At 60.1% G+C, this 22273-nt stretch carries 18 protein-coding genes and 1 riboswitch; of the genes, 7 read left to right on the plus strand and 11 right to left on the minus strand.

Annotated features, from left to right (window positions below; genetic code table 11):
• Positions 1–206: 206 nt before the first annotated feature.
• From AC3IX1_RS23565 to AC3IX1_RS23575, 3 genes are all read left to right on the plus strand, one after another.
• Positions 207–1094, plus strand: a complete 888-nt coding sequence (locus tag AC3IX1_RS23565) for a nitrilase family protein (protein WP_489386006.1) — start codon at positions 207–209, stop codon at positions 1092–1094.
• 16 nt (positions 1095–1110) lie between these two features.
• Positions 1111–2304 carry a hypothetical protein gene (locus AC3IX1_RS23570; protein WP_489386007.1) on the plus strand — a complete coding sequence of 398 codons (1194 nt, stop codon included), beginning with the start codon at positions 1111–1113 and terminating at the stop codon, positions 2302–2304.
• A 77-nt stretch (positions 2305–2381) separates the two neighbouring features.
• On the plus strand, positions 2382–3365 hold the full coding sequence (locus AC3IX1_RS23575) for an asparaginase (protein ID WP_489386008.1): 984 nt from the start codon (positions 2382–2384) through the stop codon (positions 3363–3365).
• Between the two features lie 90 nt (positions 3366–3455).
• Here AC3IX1_RS23575 and zapE read toward each other — a convergent pair whose 3' ends face one another.
• The 3 genes from zapE to AC3IX1_RS23590 all read right to left on the minus strand — a co-directional run bounded on the left by zapE (position 3456) and on the right by AC3IX1_RS23590 (position 6665).
• Positions 3456–4550, minus strand: coding sequence for a cell division protein ZapE (gene zapE, locus AC3IX1_RS23580; protein WP_110660698.1), 1095 nt, complete (start codon positions 4548–4550; stop codon positions 3456–3458).
• 90 nt (positions 4551–4640) lie between these two features.
• A complete protein-coding gene (locus tag AC3IX1_RS23585) occupies positions 4641–5996 on the minus strand; it encodes a tryptophan--tRNA ligase (RefSeq protein ID WP_489386009.1) in 1356 nt (451 codons plus the stop codon).
• Between the two features lie 24 nt (positions 5997–6020).
• Entirely contained in the window at positions 6021–6665 is a 645-nt protein-coding gene (locus AC3IX1_RS23590; RefSeq protein ID WP_489388780.1) for an alpha/beta hydrolase, read from the minus strand.
• 144 nt (positions 6666–6809) lie between these two features.
• On the opposite strand from AC3IX1_RS23590, the gene AC3IX1_RS23595 reads away from it, so the two are divergent.
• Positions 6810–7244, plus strand: a complete 435-nt coding sequence (locus AC3IX1_RS23595) for a Z-ring associated ZapG family protein (protein WP_253558873.1) — start codon at positions 6810–6812, stop codon at positions 7242–7244.
• 266 nt (positions 7245–7510) lie between these two features.
• On the opposite strand, the gene AC3IX1_RS23600 is transcribed toward AC3IX1_RS23595, so the two are convergent.
• The 7 genes from AC3IX1_RS23600 to AC3IX1_RS23630 form a co-directional block, all read right to left on the minus strand.
• Entirely contained in the window at positions 7511–8251 is a 741-nt protein-coding gene (locus tag AC3IX1_RS23600; RefSeq protein WP_489386010.1) for a YiaD family glycine zipper/OmpA-like lipoprotein, read from the minus strand.
• A 103-nt stretch (positions 8252–8354) separates the two neighbouring features.
• The gene (locus AC3IX1_RS23605) at positions 8355–8996 is read right to left on the minus strand and encodes an MBL fold metallo-hydrolase (RefSeq protein ID WP_489386011.1); all 642 of its coding nucleotides are present in this window, start codon (positions 8994–8996) and stop codon (positions 8355–8357) included.
• Positions 8997–9082: 86 nt separating this feature from the next.
• Positions 9083–11821, minus strand: coding sequence for a winged helix-turn-helix domain-containing protein (locus AC3IX1_RS23610; protein ID WP_489386012.1), 2739 nt, complete (start codon positions 11819–11821; stop codon positions 9083–9085).
• Between the two features lie 178 nt (positions 11822–11999).
• On the minus strand, positions 12000–13364 hold the full coding sequence (locus AC3IX1_RS23615) for a DUF1329 domain-containing protein (RefSeq protein WP_489386013.1): 1365 nt from the start codon (positions 13362–13364) through the stop codon (positions 12000–12002).
• Between the two features lie 28 nt (positions 13365–13392).
• Positions 13393–15297 (minus strand): DUF1302 domain-containing protein, encoded by a 1905-nt coding sequence (locus tag AC3IX1_RS23620; RefSeq protein WP_489386014.1) that lies wholly within the window; start codon positions 15295–15297, stop codon positions 13393–13395.
• A 338-nt stretch (positions 15298–15635) separates the two neighbouring features.
• Positions 15636–17318 (minus strand): fatty acid--CoA ligase, encoded by a 1683-nt coding sequence (locus tag AC3IX1_RS23625; protein WP_489386015.1) that lies wholly within the window; start codon positions 17316–17318, stop codon positions 15636–15638.
• Positions 17319–17479: 161 nt separating this feature from the next.
• Positions 17480–18109: a LysE family translocator gene (locus AC3IX1_RS23630; RefSeq protein WP_046041894.1), complete on the minus strand. Its 630-nt coding sequence runs from the start codon at positions 18107–18109 to the stop codon at positions 17480–17482.
• 91 nt (positions 18110–18200) lie between these two features.
• Here AC3IX1_RS23630 and AC3IX1_RS23635 point away from each other — a divergent pair, with 91 nt between their 5' ends.
• The 3 genes from AC3IX1_RS23635 to AC3IX1_RS23645 all read left to right on the plus strand — a co-directional run bounded on the left by AC3IX1_RS23635 (position 18201) and on the right by AC3IX1_RS23645 (position 21036).
• The gene (locus tag AC3IX1_RS23635; RefSeq protein WP_489386016.1) at positions 18201–19166 is read left to right on the plus strand and encodes a 2-hydroxyacid dehydrogenase; all 966 of its coding nucleotides are present in this window, start codon (positions 18201–18203) and stop codon (positions 19164–19166) included.
• 33 nt (positions 19167–19199) lie between these two features.
• Positions 19200–20198, plus strand: a complete 999-nt coding sequence (locus AC3IX1_RS23640; protein WP_489386017.1) for a methyltransferase — start codon at positions 19200–19202, stop codon at positions 20196–20198.
• 39 nt (positions 20199–20237) lie between these two features.
• Positions 20238–20362: riboswitch (yybP-ykoY riboswitch) on the plus strand.
• An 89-nt stretch (positions 20363–20451) separates the two neighbouring features.
• Complete coding sequence (locus tag AC3IX1_RS23645; protein ID WP_020799770.1) at positions 20452–21036, plus strand: TMEM165/GDT1 family protein; 585 nt, start codon at positions 20452–20454, stop codon at positions 21034–21036.
• Between the two features lie 170 nt (positions 21037–21206).
• On the opposite strand, the gene AC3IX1_RS23650 is transcribed toward AC3IX1_RS23645, so the two are convergent.
• Positions 21207–22025, minus strand: a complete 819-nt coding sequence (locus AC3IX1_RS23650) for a M48 family metallopeptidase (RefSeq protein WP_489386018.1) — start codon at positions 22023–22025, stop codon at positions 21207–21209.
• Between the last annotated feature and the right edge of the window lie 248 nt (positions 22026–22273).

Here is a 22273-nt window from a genome sequence, read left to right on the forward strand (position 1 = left end):
CACATCCCCGTTCCAGAGCCATGCACGCAATACATGGCTCTACCTCCCGCGCCGACTACCCACTGCCATCAAACATCACGCTGATCCATTTTCGGACAAGGACTACGACCTAAACGGAAGTAGCTGACTTACACCCCATTCCTGATTCCTCTCTTATACACACGCCAGTTAACAGTTTGAAAAACAATAAAAAGAGGAACTACGGAATGAATGAGCCAACAAGCCCTGTTCGTGTAGCAGTCGTGCAATTCGATCCACAAGTAGGCATCGAGAAATGTGTAGGTAATCTGCGTCGCAGCCTGGAATTGGCGCTTGAAGCGGTAAACGGCGGTGCGAATCTCATCGTTCTGCCCGAACTTTCCAATACCGGCTATTTCTTCAGCAACCGACAGGATGCCTTCGCCCATGCCGAAGCGGTTCCCGACGGGCCAAGCGTGCAGTGCTGGATCGACTTCGCCCGCGAACACAACGTTTACCTCGTGGCCGGCCTGGCCGAACGCGACGGAATGCGACTCTTCAACACCGGCGTTCTGGTGGGACCAGACGGTTTTATCGGCAAGTACCGCAAAGCCCATTTGTGGAATCTGGAGAAGCTCTGGTTCACCCCCGGAGACCTGGGTTTCCCGGTTTTCGACACACCGATCGGTCGCATCGGGCTGTTGATCTGCTGGGACATCTGGTTCCCGGAGGTGCCACGGATCCTCGCCCAGCAAGGCGCAGACATCATTTGCAGCCTGAACAACTGGGTCTGGACACCGCCGCCGCTGTTCGACGATGCCGGTAAGTGCATGGCGTCGTATCTGACGATGACCGCCGCTCACGTCAACAACGTGTTTATCGCTGCCGCCAGCCGGATCGGCGAGGAGCGCGGCGCGCGCTACCTGGGTTGCTCGTTGATTGCCGGAACCAACGGCTGGCCGATTGGCACGGTGGCTTCGGCAGACAAGCAGGAAATCCTGTTTGCCGATGTCGACCTGACCAGCTCCCGCAGTGCGCCCATCTGGAACAACCTGAACGACCTGCATCGCGATCGCCGAGCCGATCTTTACGATCAGATGCTCGGCTACACACAACACCCTTGCCTCCCACGTTGATCAGGAGGCCTATCGCATGGAAGTTACAACCGACAAAAACCAACCATCGCGCAAATCACCGATTGATACAGCCGTAGTCCTGCTAATGATCGGCGCGACACTGCTGACCGTCTGGCTTTCTTTCAGCAACCGTACTTTCTGGGGAGCGCATTGGCCCGGGTACGGCGACATGGTATCGATGCTACCCGAACCGAGTGCCTGGTTGCGTTGGGTATTAGGTGACATCAGCGAGGTGGCTTTCTACAAGCACGAGTTCGCCTCGATCGGCCTGCTGGCGGGTGCTTATCTGGCTTACTGGGCGAATCGAACGGGGAAATCCTGGCAAGGGTTTGCCATCTCCTATGGAACGGGACTTTGGCCCTGGCTGGTCACCAGTTCGTTGCTCGGGCTACTGCTGAGCAATCTGCTGTGGGGCTGGACGGTGACAGCCACTACCTGGCAACCCACATTCGTAGCATTCGTCTCGCTGCCAGCGGCGATGGTGCTGATGTTTGGCGGAGGCTGGAAGGTCACGATCAACGGCGCACTCATGGGCGCCGTACTCGTCACACCGATGTGCCTGCTGATCGTCAACTACGTGTGCCAACCGCTGGCCTTGCCTGCGGTGATTGGCAATGTGCTGGGCATGGCGTCTGCCAGCGTCCTGGCGTTTCTGTTCTGCCGCTATTGGCCGAACCTGGTGAAATCCAGGTCGTCGCAAACGCCTCCCGCCTCGATCGCTCCCGCCAAGGCACCCGACTATGGCGTCATCTGGAGCCTGCGCCGGATTCTGGCGGATTTTTCCGAAGCACCGTTCTTCGGCAATGAGCTGGCCAGTCTTGGCCTGATATTGGGTGCATTGCTGGCGTACAGCCTGAACCCTTCAAGCCCCGCGTACGGATCGGGCCTGTTGCTGCACATCATCGGCGCGCAGGCATTGGCCTCGGCCATCGGCGTGCTGATCTGGCGTCGACAATGGATGTTGCGCGGCTGGTATCCCACTTACATCCCGCTGGTTTCAGTGGTGCCCGCGGCGATCCTGGCCTATGGCGGCAGCTGGCAGATTATCGTCTCAAGTGCACTGCTGGGGGCATTGCTCGCACCACCGCTGGCCTGTGTGATTGCCAGGAAATTACCGGCCGACATGCACGCCTACATCGCCAATGTACTGTCGATGGCCATCAGCACACTGCTGATCGTGCCGCTGATCGGTTTCCTGATCGCTGATTAATGCCCCAGCCATTCGGCTGTATCTCGGCCTCAAAAGCGGATACAGCCACTTTTCATTACAAACAAGCGAGGTATCCCATGAACCTGCCAAAACTGTCCATCGCGGCACTTGGCGGCACGGTAAGTATGCAAGCGAGCAATGCCGGTGAAGGTGTCATCCCGACCGTCAGCGGCGAAACCCTGCTGACTTCCATACCGGACCTGACGACGCTGGCCGCAGTCACCGTCAAGACCCTCGGCCTGCTGCCCAGTGCGTCCCTGGATTTCGAGTTTTTGCTGAACGTATTGTCCTGGGCTGAGTTTCAGGTCAAACAGGGCGCCGTTGGGGTCGTGATAACCCAGGGCACCGACACCCTTGAAGAAGCCGCGGTATTTTTGGATTACCTGTGGCCCTACGACACCCCCTTGGTGCTGACCGGTGCCATGCGTTCCGCAGCACATCCAGGTGCCGATGGACCGGCCAATCTGCTGGATGCATGTCGCGTTGCCCTGGCGCAGAACAGCCGGCAGCGCGGTGTCCAGGTCGTGATGAACGGACAGATTCATCAAGCGTGCAGCGTACGCAAAACCGATTCGCTGGCATTGCAGGCGTTTTCCTCTCCGGTCGTGGGGCCCGCGGGCCTGATGTTGGAAGACCGTGTTCGCTACCTGCGCCCGCCGGGGCCGCGCACGGTGTTACCGTTGCCGCAACAGACCACACAGAAGGTTGCGCTGCTTGAGGCCTCACTTTCGGCCGACACCCTGCTACTGGAAAATATTCTCGCACTCGATTACGACGGGCTGGTGATCGGCGGTTTCGGCGCCGGCCACATCTCTCAGCGCTGGGCGACAATGATTGAGCATATTGCCGAACGAATCCCCGTGATCATTGCGACCCGAACCGGCTCCGGCTCCACCGCACGTGCCTCTTACGGTTTTGGCGGTGGTGAAATGGACTTGATCCGCAAGGGGGCATCGATGGCGGGTTTTCTATGTCCGCGAAAAGCCAGAATTCTGCTTTGGCTGCTGCTTGGTTGCCAACGGCAGCACGAGCTTGCGCAGTATCTCAACGAAGACATTTGACTTCAAAACAACGTACAAACCTGTGGGCGGAGGATTTTCGCTGACAAAAAAGGCCTGCATGTCAGGCCTTTTTTTGTTTTCCGAATCGTCCTACGGCTTGTGCGCCCGGGCCAGGAATTCGTGGGATTGCATTTCCAGCAGTCGGCTGAGGGTTCGCTGGAACTCGAAATTCAAGCGACCACCGGTGTACAGATCCTTGAGCTCGACTTCGGCGGAAATGATCAGCTTCACGTTGCGGTCGTAGAACTCGTCGACCATGTTGATGAAGCGTCGGGCGATGTCGTCGGTGGTGACGCTCATCTGCTCGACATCGCTGAGCAGCACGGCGTGGAAGATCTTGCCCAGCTCGATGTAATCGTTCTGGCTGCGCGGGCCGTCGCACAGTTCGCGGAAGTTGAACCAGGCCACGTCATCGCAGGTGCGCAGGGCGCGAATTTCACGGTTTTCGATCATCAGCACGTCATTTTCGACCGCTGCCGTGCATTCCGGCGTCAGCGCACGGAAGCTCTTGCGCAGGCTTTCGTTGGCGGCTTCGTCGAGTGGATAGTGGAACAGCTCGGCTTGTTCCAGGTGACGCAGACGATAGTCGACGCCGCTGTCGACGTTGACGATCTCGGTATTCTGCTTGATCAGCGCAATGGCCGGCAGGAAGCGCGCGCGTTGCAGGCCGTCCTTGTACAGGCCGTCCGGCACGATGTTCGACGTTGCGACCAGGGTCACGCCGTTCTTGAACAGTTCTTCCATCAGGGTGCCAAGGATCATGGCGTCGGTGATGTCGGAAACGAAGAACTCATCGAAGCAGATGACCCGGGCTTCGGTGGCGAAGCGCTTGGCAATGATGGTCAGCGGGTTTTTCTCGCCGCCCAGGGTTTTCATCTCTTCGTGCACACGCTTCATGAAGCGGTGGAAGTGCGTACGGGACTTTTCCTTGAAGGGCAGCGCTTCAAAGAAGGTATCCACCAGGTAAGTCTTGCCGCGACCTACGCCGCCCCAGAAATACAGGCCCTTGACCGGGGTCAGATCCTTCTTGCCAAACAACTTGCCCAGCAGGCCCGGCTTGTTTTGCTCGGCCGCGACCAGGTCGTCGTACAGGCGCTGCAAATGACGCACGGCAGTTTCCTGCGCGGCGTCATGGAAGAATTCCGGGCGTTTCAGATCAGCTTGATATCGTTCTAGGGGCGTCATAATTCGTTAGCAAGGCAACAAAAACGGGCCGACACTGTAGCGACGACCCCGAGGAATGGCAATCGGCCCTTGGTCGGGCCGAACCATTGTTTATTCCTGAACCGGCGTCAGGGCGATGCGCAAGGCTTCTATGGCAGCGTCACGCGCGGCGCTGTCGGCAAAGGACGGGCTGTCGGCAACGCACTCGCCTTCCAGCCAGACGCTGAAGCCCAGGGCTTCACTGCGCACGTCCAGATCCTGGCCCGATTGCAGCTGCTTGCTCACCTGCCCCGCGGTTTTACCGTCGGCGAAGTTGCGCGACAGCAGCAGTTGTTCGCCATCGGCCGCCAGCAGACGGAAGCGGAAACTGCCGTCGTCTTCACGGAAGCTGACAAAACGTGCGGCCTTCACAGCTTTCTTCTTGGTGGCCGCCGCCAGTTGAGTCTGGGCAACGAAGGAGCGCAGGCCCACCGCTTCACGCAGTTCGTTGAGGAAGGGTGTTGCTACCGTACGGGCCTTTTTTGCGCCGTGTTGCAGGATGTCTTCCAGATCCGCCGGGCGCTCGATCAGCTGGTTATAACGCTCGCGGGATTCGCCCAGCTCGCTGTCCAGCAACCGGAACAGACGATTCTTCGCCTCGCCCCAACCCAGCCCCTGCAACAGTTCGCTGCGGAACTCGTCGGCCTGCGCCGGGGTGGCGAACGCCTGGAACAGGGTGAACAGGTGCGAGTTGTCCGGATCCTTGGCTTCGCCCGGCGCCCGGGAGTCGGTGACGATCCGCGAAATCGCGTCCTTCATCTCTTTGGCGCTGCTGAACAGTGGAATGGTGTTGTCGTAGCTTTTCGACATCTTGCGGCCATCCAGGCCCGGCAACGTGGCGACGCTCTCTTCGATCAACGCCTCGGGCATGGTGAAGAACTCTTTGCCCTGGCCAAACAGGTGGTTGAAGCGCTGGCCGATGTCCCGCGCCATTTCCACGTGCTGGATCTGGTCACGACCGACCGGCACCTTGTGCGCATTGAACATCAGGATGTCCGCGGCCATCAGCACCGGGTAGCTGTACAGGCCCATGGTGATGCCGGCGTCCGGGTCTTCACCGGTCTCGACGTTCTTGTCCACCGAAGCCTTGTAGGCGTGGGCGCGATTGAGCAGGCCCTTGGCGGCAACGCAGGTCAGCAGCCAGGTCAGCTCAGGGATTTCCGGGATGTCGGACTGGCGATAGAACGTCACGCGGTCCACATCCAGGCCACCGGCCAGCCAGGTCGCGGCGATTTCCAGACGCGAGCGCTGAATGCGTAGCGGGTCATCGCACTTGATCAGGGCGTGGTAGTCGGCCAGGAAGTAGAACGAATCGGCATTGCTGTCACGGCTGGCGACGATCGCCGGGCGGATGGCGCCGGCGTAGTTGCCCAGGTGCGGCGTGCCGGTGGTGGTGATGCCGGTGAGGATACGGGTACGAGTCGTCATGGGTAATCGCTTGTCAGACTGCAATCAATTCGAGAGACGCGGCAGGATCAGATCCTTGAGATCGGTCAGCTTGCCATGAAAAAAGTGTCCGCATTCTGCCACTTTCAGCAGCTCATGGGGGCGTTCGAGCTTGTCGGACCATTCGTAAACCAGCTGCGGATCGATCACTTCGTCGGTTTCCGGCTGGATCAGGGTCAGCTCGCCCTGTTGCGGCAGCTGATCCTGATCGCCCAGGCGCATGACCGCCGGCGCGACCATGAACAGGTGCTTGAGCTGCTCGCCCTTGGCCTCAAGACGCCCGCCGAGACTTGCTGCAACAAAACCGCCGAAGGAGAAACCGAACAGGGTCAATGGCAAATCCGGATGCTTGGCGCGAAACCATTCGGCCACTGCTTGGGCATCATCGACTTCGCCGGTGCCCATGTCGTGGGTGCCTTCGCTGGCACCCACGCCGCGGTAGTTGAAGCGCAAGGTAATCAAACCGGCATCACGCGCGGTGCGCTGCAGGGTCGAGACCACTTTGTTGAGCATGGTGCCGCCCTGCACCGGGTTCGGATGGCAGATCAGTGCCAGGCCACGCGGCTGCTCGTTGTCCAGACTGTTGTTTTCCAGAAGCAGTGCTTCCAGTTGACCCACCGGGCCATCAATCACTACAGGGGTTTCACGCATAAGCAAGGAAGGAACTCCGTGACCTCGGATCAGGTCGACTCGTCTAGCAAATTGTCTGTGGCTGTCTATTGCGAGTGAATCGCGGTATACAGCGCAGGTTCGAGCCGTTAACGTAAAGCAAAGCCGTTTATAGAGGAAGGACTCGTGGAACACTCGCTCTTAGTTTGGTTGTTACCGACTCTTGCCCTGGTTGTGGGTGTCGCCATTGGGTTCCTGATCGCTCGCCTTGCGCCGAATGCCGCGCCTAGCAGCACTCAACGTCAGCTGGACGATATTCAGGAACGTTTCGATAGTTATCAGAACGAGGTGGTGACCCACTTCAACAGCACTGCGACACTGGTCAAGAAACTGACTGCGAGCTATCAGGAAGTGCAGGACCATCTCGCCGAGGGTGCCAACCGCCTTGCCCTGGACGAGCAGACTCGCCAACGCCTGCTGGCCTCCCTGCACGCTGATGCGGCGCAGGCCCCACGGGAACGCCTGACGCCACCGCGCGATCAGGAACCGCCTCGCGACTATGCACCCAAAGCCCCGAACTCGCCGGGCATGCTCGATGAGCATTATGGCCTGAAGAAGTAAGCAGCTTTCGCGCATGGCAAAAAGCCCCCGGACAATCACTTGTCCGGGGGCTTTTTTGTTTCTGCGTTCTTCGTTGCCTGTACTGGCCCCATCGCGAGCAGGCTCGCTCCCACAATTGATTTTCAGCGGACACAACCTCTACGACCAAAGGAGATCCCCTGTGGGAGCGAGCCTGCTCGCGATGGGGCCGCAACTGACGAAAAAAAAGCCCGCCCAATCTGTAGAGGATCGGGCGGGCTTTTTACGCCAGGGGTTCAATCAGACGATCAAGGGTACTGCTGAACCTGACCTTGCTGCTGACCACCATACTGCTGGCCTGGAATCGCCTTGAGGTTGACCTCGACACGGCGGTTCTGTGCACGGCCATTTACGTCACCGTTGCTGGCCACCGGGTTATCCGGGCCGGCACCACGGGCGCTCAGGTTGGCACCGCTGACACCTTGCGAGGTCAGGTAGGTTGCCACGCTCTGGGCACGACGCTGGGACAGGTCCATGTTGTGCTGGCGGCTGCCGGTGCTGTCGGTATAGCCGACGATCTCGATCTGGTTCTGGTTGAACTCTTTCAGCGAGCCCGCCAGGTTGTTCAGCGGCTGATAGAAACCTGGGGCAATGTTCGCCGAATCGGTCGCGAAAGTGATGTTGCCCGGCATGATCAGCTTGATCTGGTCGCCCTGGCGCTGCACTTCAACACCGGTGTTGGCCATGCTGGCGCGCAGCTTTTTCTCTTGCTGATCGGCGTAGTAGCCGTAACCGGCGGCGGAAGCACCGACCACCGCAGCACCGATCAGTGCGCCCTTGCCACGGTTATCGTGGTTGATCGCAGCACCGGCCAGCGCACCGGCCAGAGCGCCGAGGCCACCGTATTTCGCGGTCTTGCTCATGCCTTCGGAGCCGCTATCCGTCTGGCCCTGAGCCTGGCCCTGACCGCCGTATGGGTTAGGCGAGGCACAACCGGACAAAACGGCCACAGCTGTAGCGAGAATAATCAAACGACGCGTGGTGAACATGTAAAGCTCCTACTTTTTTGCATTCTGTGGTGCAACGGACCAAGGCATCAGCCTTTGCGGGCGTTGGATCATGTTAACGGGTAAAAATTCCGAATGTTACAAATCAGCCCCGAACAAAGGGGTTCTCGCGCATTTCGTCGCCCAGACGGGTATCCGGACCATGCCCGGTCACCACGGTGGCGTCTTCGTCGAGGGTGTACAGCCGCTGCTTGATCGAGCGCACGATGGTCGCCTGGTCGCCGCCCCACAAATCCGTGCGTCCTACCCCGCGCTTGAACAGCGTGTCACCGGCAATCAGCAGCTTTGCATCGGCAAACCAGAAACTCATCGACCCTGGTGTGTGTCCCGGCGTGTGCAGCGCCACGCCACAGCCGCAGTCCAGTTCTTCATCATCGGCCAGCCAGCGGTCCGGGGACGGCACCGGGGTGTAAGGCACACCGAACATCTGGCACTGCATTTCCAGGTTGTCCCACAGAAACTGGTCTTCCTTGTGCAGATGCAGGGTCGCTCCGGTTTTCTCCTTGAGTTGACCGGAAGCCAGGAAATGATCGAGGTGGGCATGGGTGTGAATGATGCTGACCACTTTCAGCCCCAGGGCATCGAGCCGCGCCAGGATCAGCTCATGATTGCCACCCGGATCGACGACGATGGCCTTTTTCGTTACCGGATCGCCGATGATCGTGCAGTTGCACTGCAACGGACCGACGGGGAAAGTTTCGCGGATGAGGGTGGGTTGCTGGGACATCGTGGCCTGCTCGATAAACGGGGACGAGCGATTTTCGCACAATTGAGCAGCGAACCAATGGCCGCGATGGGTAACGTGAAAATTCCTTAACCCAACACCCCCAGCTCCTTGGCCCGTGCCACCGCCTGCGTACGCCGCTCGACCCCGAGCTTGCTGTTGATGTGGCTGGCGTGGGTCTTGACCGTGTGCAGGGAAATAAACAGCTGATCGCTGATTTCCTGGTTCGAACAGCCTTGGGCGATCAATCGCAGGACCGCCATTTCCCGGGTGCTGAGCTGTTCCGCGGTCGCGCAGGACTCCGGCCCGGGACGGGCAGCCAATGCCGGCAGTTTTTCACTGAGGCTCAGGGAAACGGGGGTTGGCGGACAGTTTTGAAGCTGCCCACGCAGCCAGTCCGGGTGCTCGGCCAGCAAGCCCTCAAAGGGTTGCAGCACCCCTCCGCCAGCAGCGTCCAGCGCCTGGGCCAGTGCCTTGCGTGCTTCCGGCTCCCGTCCGTTGCCGAGCAATAACGCCACTTTCTGGGTCAGCGCCATGGCACTGAGCATCTGCCGACCGCTTTGCTGGCCATGTTCGAGCAGCGCATTCAAACGCCCTTCGGCCAGCATCGGTTGGCCCTGGATGACGTCGAGCAAGGCTTGTTGCAATTCGATATGCAGCGGCAGTTGCGGGTGGAATTCCGGCGGTGCGGCCCCGTTTTCGCCGTTATAGGTCTGCTCCAGGCGCGCTAGCCAGGCTTCGGCCAGATCGGTGCGGCCCTGGGCCAGCCAGAGCTCACATTTGACCAGGGTGATCATGGCCAGGTAGTAGATCGGCGGCACGTCCCAGATATGCATGAGCCGTTCGGCTTCGGCAAGTTCGGCAAAGGCTTTGGCAAACTCGCCGCTGCTGCCTTCCAGCCTGGCAATCACGCAGTGGCCGATCAGCACGCTGATGTCACGGCAGGCGCGCGCCTCGCTCAACCCGGCCTGCAACCGCACCCGCGCCGCTTGTGGTTGCATGCGCAAGGCCAGCAAAAAGCCTTCGTACAAGGTCAGCCGGGCGCGAACCGCATACAGCCGTTGCGCAGGCAAGCTCTGCAGGCGCTGCATTCCCTGACGGACCTCTTCCAGCGCCCGAAAGATTTCCCCGCGTGCTTGCAGGACACGGGCTCGGTCGTAGTGCGCCAGCGCTTCGAACAAGGGGTTGCCAACCCGTTGCGCCAGCTCCAGCGATTCGCGGTTAAGCCCTCGTGCCCGCCACAAATCACCGTCGGCAATGGCCAGGTTGGACAGGGTCGAGAGGCACATCAGGCGCTGGCCGTAACGCTTGGGCGGAAGACTTTCCAACGCTTCGCCGCAGTACTGCAGCGTCAGTTCGCGGTTGCCGCGCCCACGGGCAATGATGCCGCTCAACGCCAGCCATTGGGCCAGCATGGACTTCTGGGCGGTGGCCGACGGAGCAGGCAGGAAGCGGCTCAAATGGCTGGCCAACTCCTCAGCGGCATCCAGCTGGCAAGCCATCCCCAGCGCCCAGCTATAGAGCACGATCAGCCGCGGTGTACTGATCAGCAAGCTGTCAGGCAAGTCCATTTTCCAGCGCAGCAACATGCCGACGTTCTGCTCGGCCAGCAGTTGCTCTTCGGAGAGGTTCTGCACCAGGTTCGCCGCGACGTCCAGGTGACCGGCGCGCAAGGCCTGCTCCACGGCCTCATCGAGCAGCCCCTGAGCATTGAACCAGCGGCAGGCACGCAGGTGCAGGCTGGCGGCCGGCACAATCGACTGGGAAGTCGGGCGCGTGCGCAACAGATCGGAAAACAGGTGGTGGTAACGATACCAGTGGCCGTGCTCGTCCAGCGGCACCAGGAACACTTGGTGGGCGAGCAGGAAGCGCAGGATCTCCCCGCTGTCATGGGCATCGCGAACGGCGTCGCACAGTTCACTGCAAAAACGTTCCTGGGGCGCCGTGTCATAGAGGAACGACTGGACCTCGGCGGGCAGGCAATCGATGACCTCTTCAAGCAGGTAATCGCGGATCAGCCCTTCCCCACCGTGCAACGATTGCGGCAGCGCGCCATCGGTGCCCGCCTCCGAGGCGGCCAGCAGCCAAAAACGCAACCCCGCGACCCAACCTTCGCTGCGCTGGATCAGGTTTTCCAGTGCCTCACCGCGCAAGGAGCTGCTGTGCCGGTCGAGCAGGGTCAAGGCCTCGTCGTGGGTCAGGCGCAGATCCTGTTCATGCAACTCAAGCAGTTGCCGCGACAGCCGCAGCCGCGCCAGGTGCCAGTCGGGACGTTGGCGACTGGTGACCATCACCAGCAAACCATCGGGGAGATGATTGAGGAAAAATTGCAGGCAACGGTCCAGCACCGGCCCCTGGGCGAGATGGTAATCATCCAGCACCAGCAGCAATGGCGTTGCCGTGGACAGGTGTTCGGCCAGTTCGTCGAGCAGGCCGTCCAGCCATTCTTCGAACGCGAACGGCTGATGGCGCTGACGCATTTTCAACAGTCCGAGGGATTGCCTGCCCAGGTGCGGGAAGTAGTCCTGGAGGCCTTCCAGCAGGCGCTCGAGAAAACGTCCCGGATCACTGTCTCGCGGGCTCAAGCCCAGCCAGAGACTTTGCCAGTGCGCCGGCAGCCCCTGACAAAACTCCACCGCCAACGAACTCTTGCCGAACCCTGCCGGTGCGCTGACCAGCAGCAACCTGCCACCGAGCCCGGCGCTCAGGCGCTCGCACAAACGTGGCCGCAGCACATGGCCGTCGGGCAACGGCGGGCGGAAGAAGCGCCCGTCGAGTGTCGCGACAGCAACGTTTGCAGAACCTGGGGGTGTAGACAAATCAGTCATAGCCGGCTCTTGTTTGAATTGCGGGTGGCGGCGTTGCAGATGTCCGCAGACTAGCCGTAAACGGATAGGGAATGAAGGTAATTGCTACAAATGGCTACAAAAAGTCTACGAACAAAAAAACGCCCCGAACCAGTCGGGGCGTTTTTCTAGAGAGGATGCGGTCTCTACTCAGCTCACCTTAGCGAACACCTTCCTGACGCAAGGCGGCCGGGGTGAAATCGCTGGTGGTCGCCGTGAAGCCGAAGTCATAAGCCGACTTCTCTTCGTTTTTCATGCCCAGTGCCAGGTAACGGCCCGATTGCAGGTCGTACAGAGCTTCGAGGGCGTACCACGGCACTTGCTTGTCGTAGTAGTTCTCGGCATGGGCCTCACCTACACGCCACAGTTGACCACGACCGTCGTAATGGTCGATGACCGCTGCTTGCCAGGTGTCTTCGTCAATGTAGAAATCACGCTTGGCGTAGATGTGACGCTGACCTTCCTTCAGGGTTGCAACCACATGCCACACACGACGCAACTCGTAACGCGCCAGATCCTGGTTGATGTGACCGGCCTTGATGATGTCGGTGTACTTGAGCTTCGGATCATCGAGCTTGTAGGCATCGGAGCCGATGTACATCTCTTTCTTGCCTTCAAGCTTCCAGTCGTAACGATCCGGTGCACCGTTGAACATGTCCAGGTTGTCGGAAGTACGCAGGCCGTCGGCCGCGGTACCCGGGCCGTCATAGGACACTTGCGGCGCACGTCGCACACGACGCTGGCCGGCGTTGTAGACCCACGCCGAACGTGGCTCCTTCACTTGGTCGAGGGTCTCGTGCACCAGCAGCACACCACCGGCCAGACGTGCCGGGGCAGTCACTTTCTGCTTGAAGTAGAACAGGATGTTGCCCGGGTTTTTCGGGTCGTAATCCTTCATCTTGTCGCGAAACACGAACTGGTCCTGGAAATACACCAGGCTGAACGAACCGTTCGGCTGTGGTGTGGCCTGGGTCACCAGGCGGGTCACGCTACCACCGCGATAACGGGTGATGTGGTTCCAGATGACTTCAACGCCGCTTTTCGGAATCGGGAACGGAATGGCGGTTTCAAAGTTCTCCAGGCCGTTGCCTCCGGACACCAGGTTGGTGTTGGTGGCGTTGCGCTTGATGGCGGCGAACACGTCATCCGGCACGGTGGCACCGCGATGGGACGGATAGACCGGCATCTTGAAGGTTTCCGGGTAGCGCTTGAACATCGCGTACTGGCCCGGGGCGAGCTTGTCCTTGTACTGGTCGACGTTCTGCGCCGTGATGGTGAACAGCGGTTTTTCGCTGGCGAACGGATTGGACAGGAAACCTTTGCTGTCGACCGTACCGGCGTTCTTCGCCATCGGCTTCCAGGCCGGGATCGAGCCATCGGCGTTACCCGCCATTTCGGCGCCCATCGGGGTCAGGCTCTTGCCCAGCTTGTCGGCCTCGGCCTGGGGAACCGCTGCGATGACGCTGGTCGCCAGCAGCGAAAGACCCAGAACACCGGCGTGGAACAGACTCTTTGTTATTTTCATATATGTGTTCGTCCTGAAAATACTGTGCTTAGAAGTTCACGCCGAGGCTGAGCGCAACGAAGTCGCGGTCATCCACGGTGGTGTACTTGCCGTCGAAGAAGTTGGTGTACGCCAGGCTCGCGGTATAGGTGTTCTGGTACTCGGCGTCGACACCCAGGCTCACTGCCTTGCGGCCTTCCTCGAAGTTGCCGCCAGGACCAGGGGAGTAACCGCTCACGTCATGGGACCAGGCAACGTTTGGCTTGAGGTTCACACCGGCAAACACGTCGTTGTATTCCCAGATGGCGCGACCGCGGTAGCCCCACGAAGTGGCAGTGGTGAAGCCTTCGTCGGTGCAGTTGCGGCTGCGGTTGTTGGTCGGCGTACCTGGACCGGCACCATTGATGGTGCTGGTGTTGAGCGCCACGCAGGTATCGAGCGCGCCAGAGGCTGGCAACTCACCCGGGCCGTAGACCGGATCGCGGCCATAACGAACGTCGGAAGTGCTTTCCAGGCCGCCAACGTGGGTCACGCCCACTTCGCCCACCAGGGTCAGACGGCTGGCGCCCATGACTTGGTCGAAGAAGTGCGTCAGGGTGGTCTGGAACTGGGTGATTTCCTTGCGACGATACCCGTGCAGGTCCTGACCCGGCACGCCGGTAAGCAGCGATGCATTGGTCAACGGGTTGTTCGGGTTGTTATTGCCTATAGGACGGACACCGGAGAACAGGATGTCGGTGGAGTTGAGCTGCACCGGAGCGTTCGGACGGTAGCTGATCTCACCGCTCCACGCCGTACCGGTAGGCAGGGTGGTGGAGAAGCTCAGGCCGTAGAGGCGGATGTCTTCCGGGTATTCGACGAAGTACTGCGAATTACCCGCCACCAGCAACGGCGCCAGCGCAGCGAACGGGGTACCCTGGAGTGATGCTGCAGTGTTGTAGACGGACTGCGGCGCACCGGTGGCGCTGAAGATCGGCGCACGGCTGTGGTAGTTCATGAAGTAGGCGCCGAACTCGGTGTCCAGCGGATCGAACATGTACTTGAAGGACGCGCCCCACTGACCGCTGTCACGGGCATCGCGATCCGGACCACGACGCACCAGAACACCCTCATTGTTGACGTCGACGCCGTTAGCGGCCAATGGCCCCAGGGCAATGGCCGGAATTTGCGAACGTTTGGCCAGTACACGCAGGTTGTCGTCGCAGCCGTCGGCAATGATGTCCGGCTGGGAGAAGAACGTGCCGCAGTTATCGACGACGGTCTGGTCCCATTCAATTTGGTAGAACGCTTCGGCCGACAGGTTTTCGGTCAGGCTCTGGGACACATAGAACATGTTGACCGGGATCAGGCCTTCCTTGATCTCGGCACCTGGACGGCGGAATGCCGACACGTCGATCGGGTTGATCGAGTTGATACCGCCGCCGATGAAGGTACTTTCACCCCAGCTCACGACCTGCTTGCCCAGACGCACGGAGCCTGGCTGATCGGCAATGGCGTAGTTGTGGTAGACGAAGGCGTCGAGGATCTGGCCGCCGGCAGACTTGGCGCCTTCCTTGCGGCCCTCGTCGCTGATGTCCTTGAACGGACGGCTTTCGTCCTTCAGTTCAAAGTCGTACCAGTATTTGCCACGGACGAAAACACCGGTATCGCCGTATTTCAGTTCAAGGTCATGGATGCCCTTGAAGATCTTCGAGAAGGTTTCCCCGCTCTTGAAGTTCAGGTGACCGTCATCAGAAGTCTGGGACAGACCCTTGCCGCCGTTGTTGACACCGATGAGGTTCTTGTTGGCACTTTCGGTAGACCAACTGGCACCAACCGACAGGGATGAGTCGAACTGACCTTCGATTTCACCGACGTTGAAACTGACGCCGAATGCTGGCCCGGCGAGCGTAGAGGCAAGACTGACAGCCAGGGGCAGTTTCGCCCGGCGCCAGAACTGGTTTACTGATGTCATCGACGCTACTCCATGTGCATTTTATTTTTATGGCATGAGCACTTCTAAAAACGCTGTGGATAACCGGGCGCCATGGCATCCCAAAGTCATTCCAAAGTTGCATCGCCCCGGTTCGTGCGGTTGCCCCGTTCTTAAAAATCCTTGAGCGGACTATAGCCAGCAGGTAGTTGTGCTTGATCCCTCTAAAGTGTGATTTGCAGCTGCCAGCCACTCTGGAACAGTCCTTTCGCCAGTCCGACACCCGTCGGCACGGCAAGGATGGCTGAAAATTTCGATTTGACAAGCCAAGCGCTTGCTTGGTGGGGCTGGCGTGCCCTTTCGGGCACGCCGGGAGACGCTTAAAGCGTCGAGAGGAAGGTGCTGTTGGTGGCCTGCCATTCGCTGATGTCGACACGAATGCGCTTCTTGTCGAGTTTGCCGACACTGGTCTTGGGAATTTCAGTAACAAGGGCGATCTGGCTCGGAATCGCCCACTTGCTCAGGTGTCCCAGCTCCACAAACGGCTTGAGGTGTTCCTTGAGTTCCCGGGCCCCGATTTCGTGACCCTCGCGGAGCACCAGCAGAGCAAACGGCCGCTCGCCCCACTGCGGATCGGGGATCCCCACCACTGCTACTTCACGTACCGCCGCATGACGGCTGATCAGGTCTTCCAGGTCCAGGGAGGAGATCCACTCGCCACCGGTCTTGATCACGTCCTTGATGCGGTCACGAATGTCGATCACGCCCATGCTGTCCAGGGTCGCCACATCGCCGGTGTGCAGCCAGCCGCCCGCCCAGAGTTCGGCGCCCTTCTGCGGTTCGTTGAAATAGCCCTCGGTCAGCCATGGTGCGCGCAGTACCAGCTCGCCCTGGGTCTCACCGTCGGCGGGCAGGAAGTTGCCCTCGGTGTCGACGATCGCCGCCTCCACCAGTGGCCCCGGCACGCCAGCCTTGATCCGGTAGGTGGTGCGCTCGTCTTCAGTGCCGGCCATCAATTCGTCGTTGAGGTGCGCGCACGAAACCAGCGGCCCGGTTTCCGACATGCCGTACGCCGCGGTCAACTGAATGCCTTTGGCCTTGGCCGCCTCGTACAAGGTGCGGTTCAGGGCGCTGCCGCCGATGACGATTTTCCAGCCGCCGAAGTCGACGTTCTGCGCGGCCTTGGCATTGAGGACCATCTGCAAAATGGTCGGTACGCAATGGGAGAACGTGACCTTCTCCTTGCGCCACAACTCCACCAGATATTCCGGGTCATAGCGACCGGGGTACACCTGCTTGAGCCCGAGCATGGTCGCCACATAGGGTAAGCCCCAGGCGTGGACGTGGAACATCGGGGTGATCGGCATGTACACGTCGTTGGTGCCCAGCAGGCGCACGCTATCGACCGAGCCCATGATGGTCGACACGCCCATGGTGTGCAGCACCAGTTGCCGATGGGTGAAGTACACGCCCTTGGGATTGCCGGTGGTACCGGTGGTATAGAACGTGGTCGCGACCGAGTTTTCGTCGAAATCCTCGAAGTCGTACTGCGGGCTCGCCGCGGCCAGCAGCTGTTCGTATTCACCGACGAGGTTCGGCAGGTCCGCGGTTTTTTCCGGCAGGTCAGTCAGCAGCAGGGTTTTGTCGACCGTGGTCAGTTGCCCTTCGATGGCTTTGTAGAGGCCGACGAACTCGCTGTTGACCAGCACAAAGCGGTCCTCGGCGTGGTTCATGGTGTAGAGGATCTGTTCCGGCGACAGGCGCACGTTGATGGTGTGGATCACCGCGCCGATCATCGGGATGGCGAACATGCACTCCAGGTAACGATGGCTGTCCCAGTCCATCACACCCACGGCATCCCCGGGCTTGACCCCGGCCGCTGTCAGCACGTTGGCCAGGCGGGCCACCCGTTCGATCAGGGTCGGGTAGCTATAGCGCAACTTGTCGCGGTAGATGATCTCGCGGGTTTTTTCATAACGGGCACCGGACATCAGCAGCCGTTTGATCAACAGCGGGTACTGGTAAGCGCCTTCGGCCGGGGGGATAACGCGAGTCTGCAACATAATAATCCCTTTAATCTGACTGCACGGTCGTGACTGAAAGTACGCACTGTAGTGCCCTTGAACGCCAGCCAAATCAGCCAAAGGAATGATTTGCAGAACCCCTCAGATACTAGCGTTACGCCACCACCTACAGGGATTCTCTGTCTGTAGTCACTACGGAATCAATGCATCTCGGTAAAAGCCAGCTTCACGCCAATCGCAATCAGCACCGCGCCCATGGTCCGGTCGAACCAGTGACCCATGCGGGCGAAACCGGCGCGCACGCGCTGCTGGCTGAACAACATCGCCACCAGGCAGAACCAGCCTGCTGTCGCCGCCGCCAGGTAAACCCCGTAACCGGCCTGCACGGCCAGCGGCGTGTGCGGGTTGATCACCACGGTGAACAGCGAGAGGAAAAACAGCGTGGCTTTCGGGTTGAGGCCGTTGGTGACGAAACCCGAGGTGAAGGCACCACGGGCGGTGCGCTCCCCGGCTTCCTTGTGCAGATCATCCGCCACAGGCTTGGCCGGTTGCGCACGCAGCGCCTTGTAACCGATGTACAGCAGGTAAGCGGCCGCCGCCCATTTCAAGGCATTGAACAGCACGATCGACTGGGACACGATCAGGCCGATACCCAACAGCGAGTAACCCACGTGCAGGAAAATCGCCGTCCCCACACCCAGCGCGGTCCAGGTGCCAGCACGGCGACCGTGGGTAACACTTTCGCGCACCACCACGGCAAAGTCCGGGCCGGGGCTGGCCACGGCCAGCAAGTGAATCAGGGCAACGGTCAAGAACTCTGTCCAATACATGGGGGCTCCTTTAGGCCAAGCGTAACTATTTATTTCATCTGGTAGGCTCGGCAGATTACGCCTTCAGTTCATTGCACAAAAGGTACAGTTGATGACGAACACTCGCCGCGCCGTTTTCCTCGACCACCCGTCCCTGGACCTCGGCGACCTTGACCTCGAGCCGCTGCGCAGCTGCTTCAGCGAGTTGCAGCTGTTCGCCCAGACCTTGCCCGATCAAGTCATCGAACACCTCAAGGGCGCCACCGTCGCCATCAGTAACAAGATCCTGATCGATGCCGCCGCCATGGCCGCCAGCCCTGATCTCAAGCTGATCCTGATCACTGCCACCGGCACCAACAATGTCGACCTCGCCGCCGCCCGCGCCCACGGGATCACCGTGTGCAACTGCCAGGGCTACGGCACGCCATCGGTGGCGCAGCACACGATCATGCTGTTGCTCAACCTGGCCACGCGCCTGGCCGATTATCAAAAAGCCGTCGGCGAAGGCCGCTGGCAGCAGGCCAGACAGTTCTGTTTGCTGGATTACCCGATCGTCGAACTCGAAGGCAAAAACCTTGGCCTGTTGGGACATGGCGAATTGGGCGGCGCGGTCGCACGGCTGGCTGAAGCCTTCGGCATGCGCGTTCTGCTGGGGCAGATTCCCGGGCGCCCTGCCCGGCCGGACCGCCTGCCACTGAATGAACTGTTACCGCAAATCGATGCACTGACTCTGCACTGCCCGCTCAATGAACACACCCGCCACTTCATCGGTGCCCGCGAACTGGCCTCGATGAAACCCGGCGCGTTCGTGGTCAACACCGCTCGCGGAGGCCTGATCGACGAACAGGCACTGGCCGACGCACTGCGCAAAGGGCATCTGGGCGGCGCCGCCACTGACGTGCTGAGCGTCGAGCCTCCCGTCAACGGCAATCCGCTGCTGGCCCACGACATCCCGCGCCTGATCGTCACCCCGCACAACGCCTGGGGCAGCCGCGAAGCGCGCCAGCGAATCGTTGGCCAAGTGACCGAAAACGCACTGGGATACTTCAGCGGTAAGGCGCTGCGGACCGTCAGTTGATAAACTGCGGCACTTTTTTCCACGGGAGCAGTTATGGATCCGCGCAGTGAAGTACTGCTTCGTCAGGCCGAGTTATTCCAGGGTTCGGTGTTGTTGGCCGGTTTGCCCGCCGATGATTTGCTCGGTCGCCTGCCCGAAGCTCATGGCTGGTGCTGGCACGCCGGCGATCAGGCCGCACTGGACGCCCGCTTCACCGAGCGCAGCCATTTTGGCGTGAATGCGCCGGAGTGCGAGTTCGATACAGCGGTGGTCTTTCTGCCCAAGGCCAAGGACCTGACCGACTACATCCTCAACGCCCTCGCCTCGCGGCTGGCCGGCCGCGAGCTGTACCTGGTCGGCGAGAAAAAAAGCGGCATCGAAGGTGCCGCCAAACAACTCAACCCGTTCGGCAAGCCACGCAAACTCGACAGCGCGCGACACTGCCAGCTCTGGCTGGTCACGGTGGCCAACGCGCCTGAAGCCAAACCGCTGGAAAGCCTGGCGCAAACCTACGAACTGCCGCTGGCCGAAGGCCCGTTGAAGGTCATCAGCCTGCCCGGGGTGTTCAGCCATGGTCGCCTGGATCGTGGCAGCGCGCTGTTGCTGGAGCATCTGGACAAATTGCCCAGCGGTCACTTGCTCGATTTCGGTTGCGGCGCAGGGGTTCTGGGCGCGGCGGTGAAACGTCGTTACCCGCACAACCAGGTCACATTGCTGGATGTGGATGCCTTTGCCGCTGCCAGCAGTCGTCTGACCCTGGCTGCCAATGGTCTGGAAGCCGAGGTGATTACCGGTGACGGAATCGATGCCGCGCCGATGGGTTTGAGTGCCATTCTGAGCAATCCGCCGTTCCATGTCGGCGTGCACACCGACTATTTCGCCACCGAGAACTTGCTGCGAAAAGCGGCCAAACATCTGAAAAACGGCGGCGAACTTCGCTTGGTAGCGAATAGCTTCCTGAAGTATCAACCGTTGATCGAAGAGCATCTTGGTGTGTGTGCGATCAAGGCCGAAGGACAGGGCTTCCGGATCTACCGGGCCAAACGCGGATAGTAATTTGTACTTGCCGAATGGATTTTGCCTAGGCAGAATCCGCTCCGTCCTAGGGGAGTAGTCTCCCACGAGCGCCACGCTCGTCCGGCATGCGTCAACATACTTGGTCAAAAGACCATGGCGCATGCGACCCAAGCATCCACATCAGATGGATCGCAGGGTTTGACAAGACCTATGACACGAACACCTTACCCGGGGCGGGAAGGCTGTACGTGTCATAGCCGTGTCGACCCGCCCCTTAGGAAAACCCCTGATGCTGGATTCACTACTCGTACCTACCGCAATCGTTGCCTTGGCCGAAATCGGCGACAAGACGCAACTGCTCGCGCTCATTCTCGCTGCCCGTTTCCGCAAGCCCTGGCCGATCATCGCCGGCATCGTTGCCGCGACCCTGGCCAACCACGCGGCCGCCGGTGCAGTCGGTGCCTGGGTCGGCAGTTTCTTCTCGGATACGATGCTGCACTGGATCCTCGCCGCGAGCTTCGCCGCCACGGCACTGTGGACCCTGGTCCCGGACAAGATGGATGACGACGAGGCCAGCACCGCCCGCAAGTTCGGGCCGTTCCTGACCACGCTGATCGCGTTCTTCCTGGCGGAAATCGGCGACAAGACGCAGATCGCGACCGTGATGCTGGCTGCTCAATATCCGGAGTTGTGGCTGGTGATCATCGGCACCACCCTCGGCATGCTGATTGCCAACGTGCCTGTGGTACTGGCCGGTAACTTTGCCGCGGACAAATTGCCATTGACCCTGATTCGTCGACTGGCGGCGTCGGCGTTCTTTGTCCTGGCGATTGTCGCGGTGTACAAGGCGATGCAGAGCAGCGGGTGGGTTTGACCCGGGTACCGAGATCAATCTTTGGCGAGGGGGCTTGCCCCCGTTGGGCCGCGAAGCGGCCCCATTACCTGCAACCGCAATTCATCAGTTACACCGCGGTTGCAGGATTTACGACTGCTGCGCAGCCGAACGGGGGCAAGCCCCCTCGCCACATTTTCAGCGCCTAATCGTCAGGACTTCTTGGCCTGCTCATACAAAGGCATGACCTTCGGAATCGCCGCCTGCAACGCCGCAATACGGCTCGACGACGCCGGGTGAGTGCTCATGAACTCCGGTGGCGCACCTTCCGAAACCTTGCTCATCTTGTTCCACAGGGTGATCGCGGCATTCGGGTTGTAACCGGCGCGGGCGGCCAGTTCCAGGCCGATCAGGTCCGCCTCGTTTTCATTGGCCCGGCTGTTGGGCAAGGTCATGCCGTAGTTGGCCACGGTATCGGCCAGGGCCATGGTGTCCTGCCCCAACCCCAACAAGGCACCGGCGCCCTGCTTGGCCATTTCGATGCCGTAAGCCTTGGACATCGCTTCACGACCGTGCTCGCGCAGGGCGTGGGCGATTTCATGGCCCATGATCGCGGCGATTTCATCGTCGGTCAGCTTCAGGGTGTCGATCAGCCCGGTGTAAAAGATGATCTTGCCGCCTGGGCCGCAGTTGGCGTTGAGCTCATCGCTCTTGATCAGGTTGACTTCCCACTTCCACTGGGCCGCGTCCGGACGGAAGTTCGGCGCCTGGGCAATCAGCCGGTCGGCAATCAGCTGAACCCGCCGGGCTTCATTGCTGGTCTTGTCCAGCACACCTTTGCTGGACGCATCGCCCACAGTCTTCTGATAGGACTGGGCGTACATCTGGTCGACCTCTTGCGCGGACAACATGCTGAACATGTATTGCTTGCGCTCAATGCCTACAGCACCGCCACTGGTGGTATTGACCGACTGGCAACCGCTGAGCAACAGCGCTGCGCCCAGCGCACTGACAACCAAAATCTTGTTCATCAAAAAACCCCCTGAAAACATGCCGCGTATCCTAGGCGTGGAAATGTATCGACGCCAGATACGATGGACGTAAGACGCACAATTCGGACAAAGCTCTCATCGCCGTAGAAAAAATTCACAAACAGCGAGAACCTGCAGCCCATCACGCTGCGCCTTGATTCAATTACGACATCCGGCACGTAAAAACAGTCCTTTCAACTGTCGTGCTCATGCCTGCCCGCTCAAGCAGATGGTCGAGATCGGTACCG

The organism is Pseudomonas sp. KH_046_2 (assembly GCF_057838985.1).

Coding starts and splice junctions, on each gene's coding strand:
- AC3IX1_RS23565 (WP_489386006.1), top strand. CDS start 207: ATGAATGAGCCAACAAGCCCTGTTCGTGTAGCAGTCGTGCAATTCGAT.
- AC3IX1_RS23570 (WP_489386007.1), top strand. CDS start 1,111: ATGGAAGTTACAACCGACAAAAACCAACCATCGCGCAAATCACCGATT.
- AC3IX1_RS23575 (WP_489386008.1), top strand. CDS start 2,382: ATGAACCTGCCAAAACTGTCCATCGCGGCACTTGGCGGCACGGTAAGT.
- zapE (WP_110660698.1), bottom strand. CDS start 4,550: ATGACGCCCCTAGAACGATATCAAGCTGATCTGAAACGCCCGGAATTC.
- AC3IX1_RS23585 (WP_489386009.1), bottom strand. CDS start 5,996: ATGACGACTCGTACCCGTATCCTCACCGGCATCACCACCACCGGCACG.
- AC3IX1_RS23590 (WP_489388780.1), bottom strand. CDS start 6,665: ATGCGTGAAACCCCTGTAGTGATTGATGGCCCGGTGGGTCAACTGGAA.
- AC3IX1_RS23600 (WP_489386010.1), bottom strand. CDS start 8,251: ATGTTCACCACGCGTCGTTTGATTATTCTCGCTACAGCTGTGGCCGTT.
- AC3IX1_RS23605 (WP_489386011.1), bottom strand. CDS start 8,996: ATGTCCCAGCAACCCACCCTCATCCGCGAAACTTTCCCCGTCGGTCCG.
- AC3IX1_RS23610 (WP_489386012.1), bottom strand. CDS start 11,821: ATGACTGATTTGTCTACACCCCCAGGTTCTGCAAACGTTGCTGTCGCG.
- AC3IX1_RS23615 (WP_489386013.1), bottom strand. CDS start 13,364: ATGAAAATAACAAAGAGTCTGTTCCACGCCGGTGTTCTGGGTCTTTCG.
- AC3IX1_RS23620 (WP_489386014.1), bottom strand. CDS start 15,297: ATGACATCAGTAAACCAGTTCTGGCGCCGGGCGAAACTGCCCCTGGCT.
- AC3IX1_RS23625 (WP_489386015.1), bottom strand. CDS start 17,318: ATGTTGCAGACTCGCGTTATCCCCCCGGCCGAAGGCGCTTACCAGTAC.
- AC3IX1_RS23630 (WP_046041894.1), bottom strand. CDS start 18,109: ATGTATTGGACAGAGTTCTTGACCGTTGCCCTGATTCACTTGCTGGCC.
- AC3IX1_RS23635 (WP_489386016.1), top strand. CDS start 18,201: ATGACGAACACTCGCCGCGCCGTTTTCCTCGACCACCCGTCCCTGGAC.
- AC3IX1_RS23640 (WP_489386017.1), top strand. CDS start 19,200: ATGGATCCGCGCAGTGAAGTACTGCTTCGTCAGGCCGAGTTATTCCAG.
- AC3IX1_RS23645 (WP_020799770.1), top strand. CDS start 20,452: ATGCTGGATTCACTACTCGTACCTACCGCAATCGTTGCCTTGGCCGAA.
- AC3IX1_RS23650 (WP_489386018.1), bottom strand. CDS start 22,025: ATGAACAAGATTTTGGTTGTCAGTGCGCTGGGCGCAGCGCTGTTGCTC.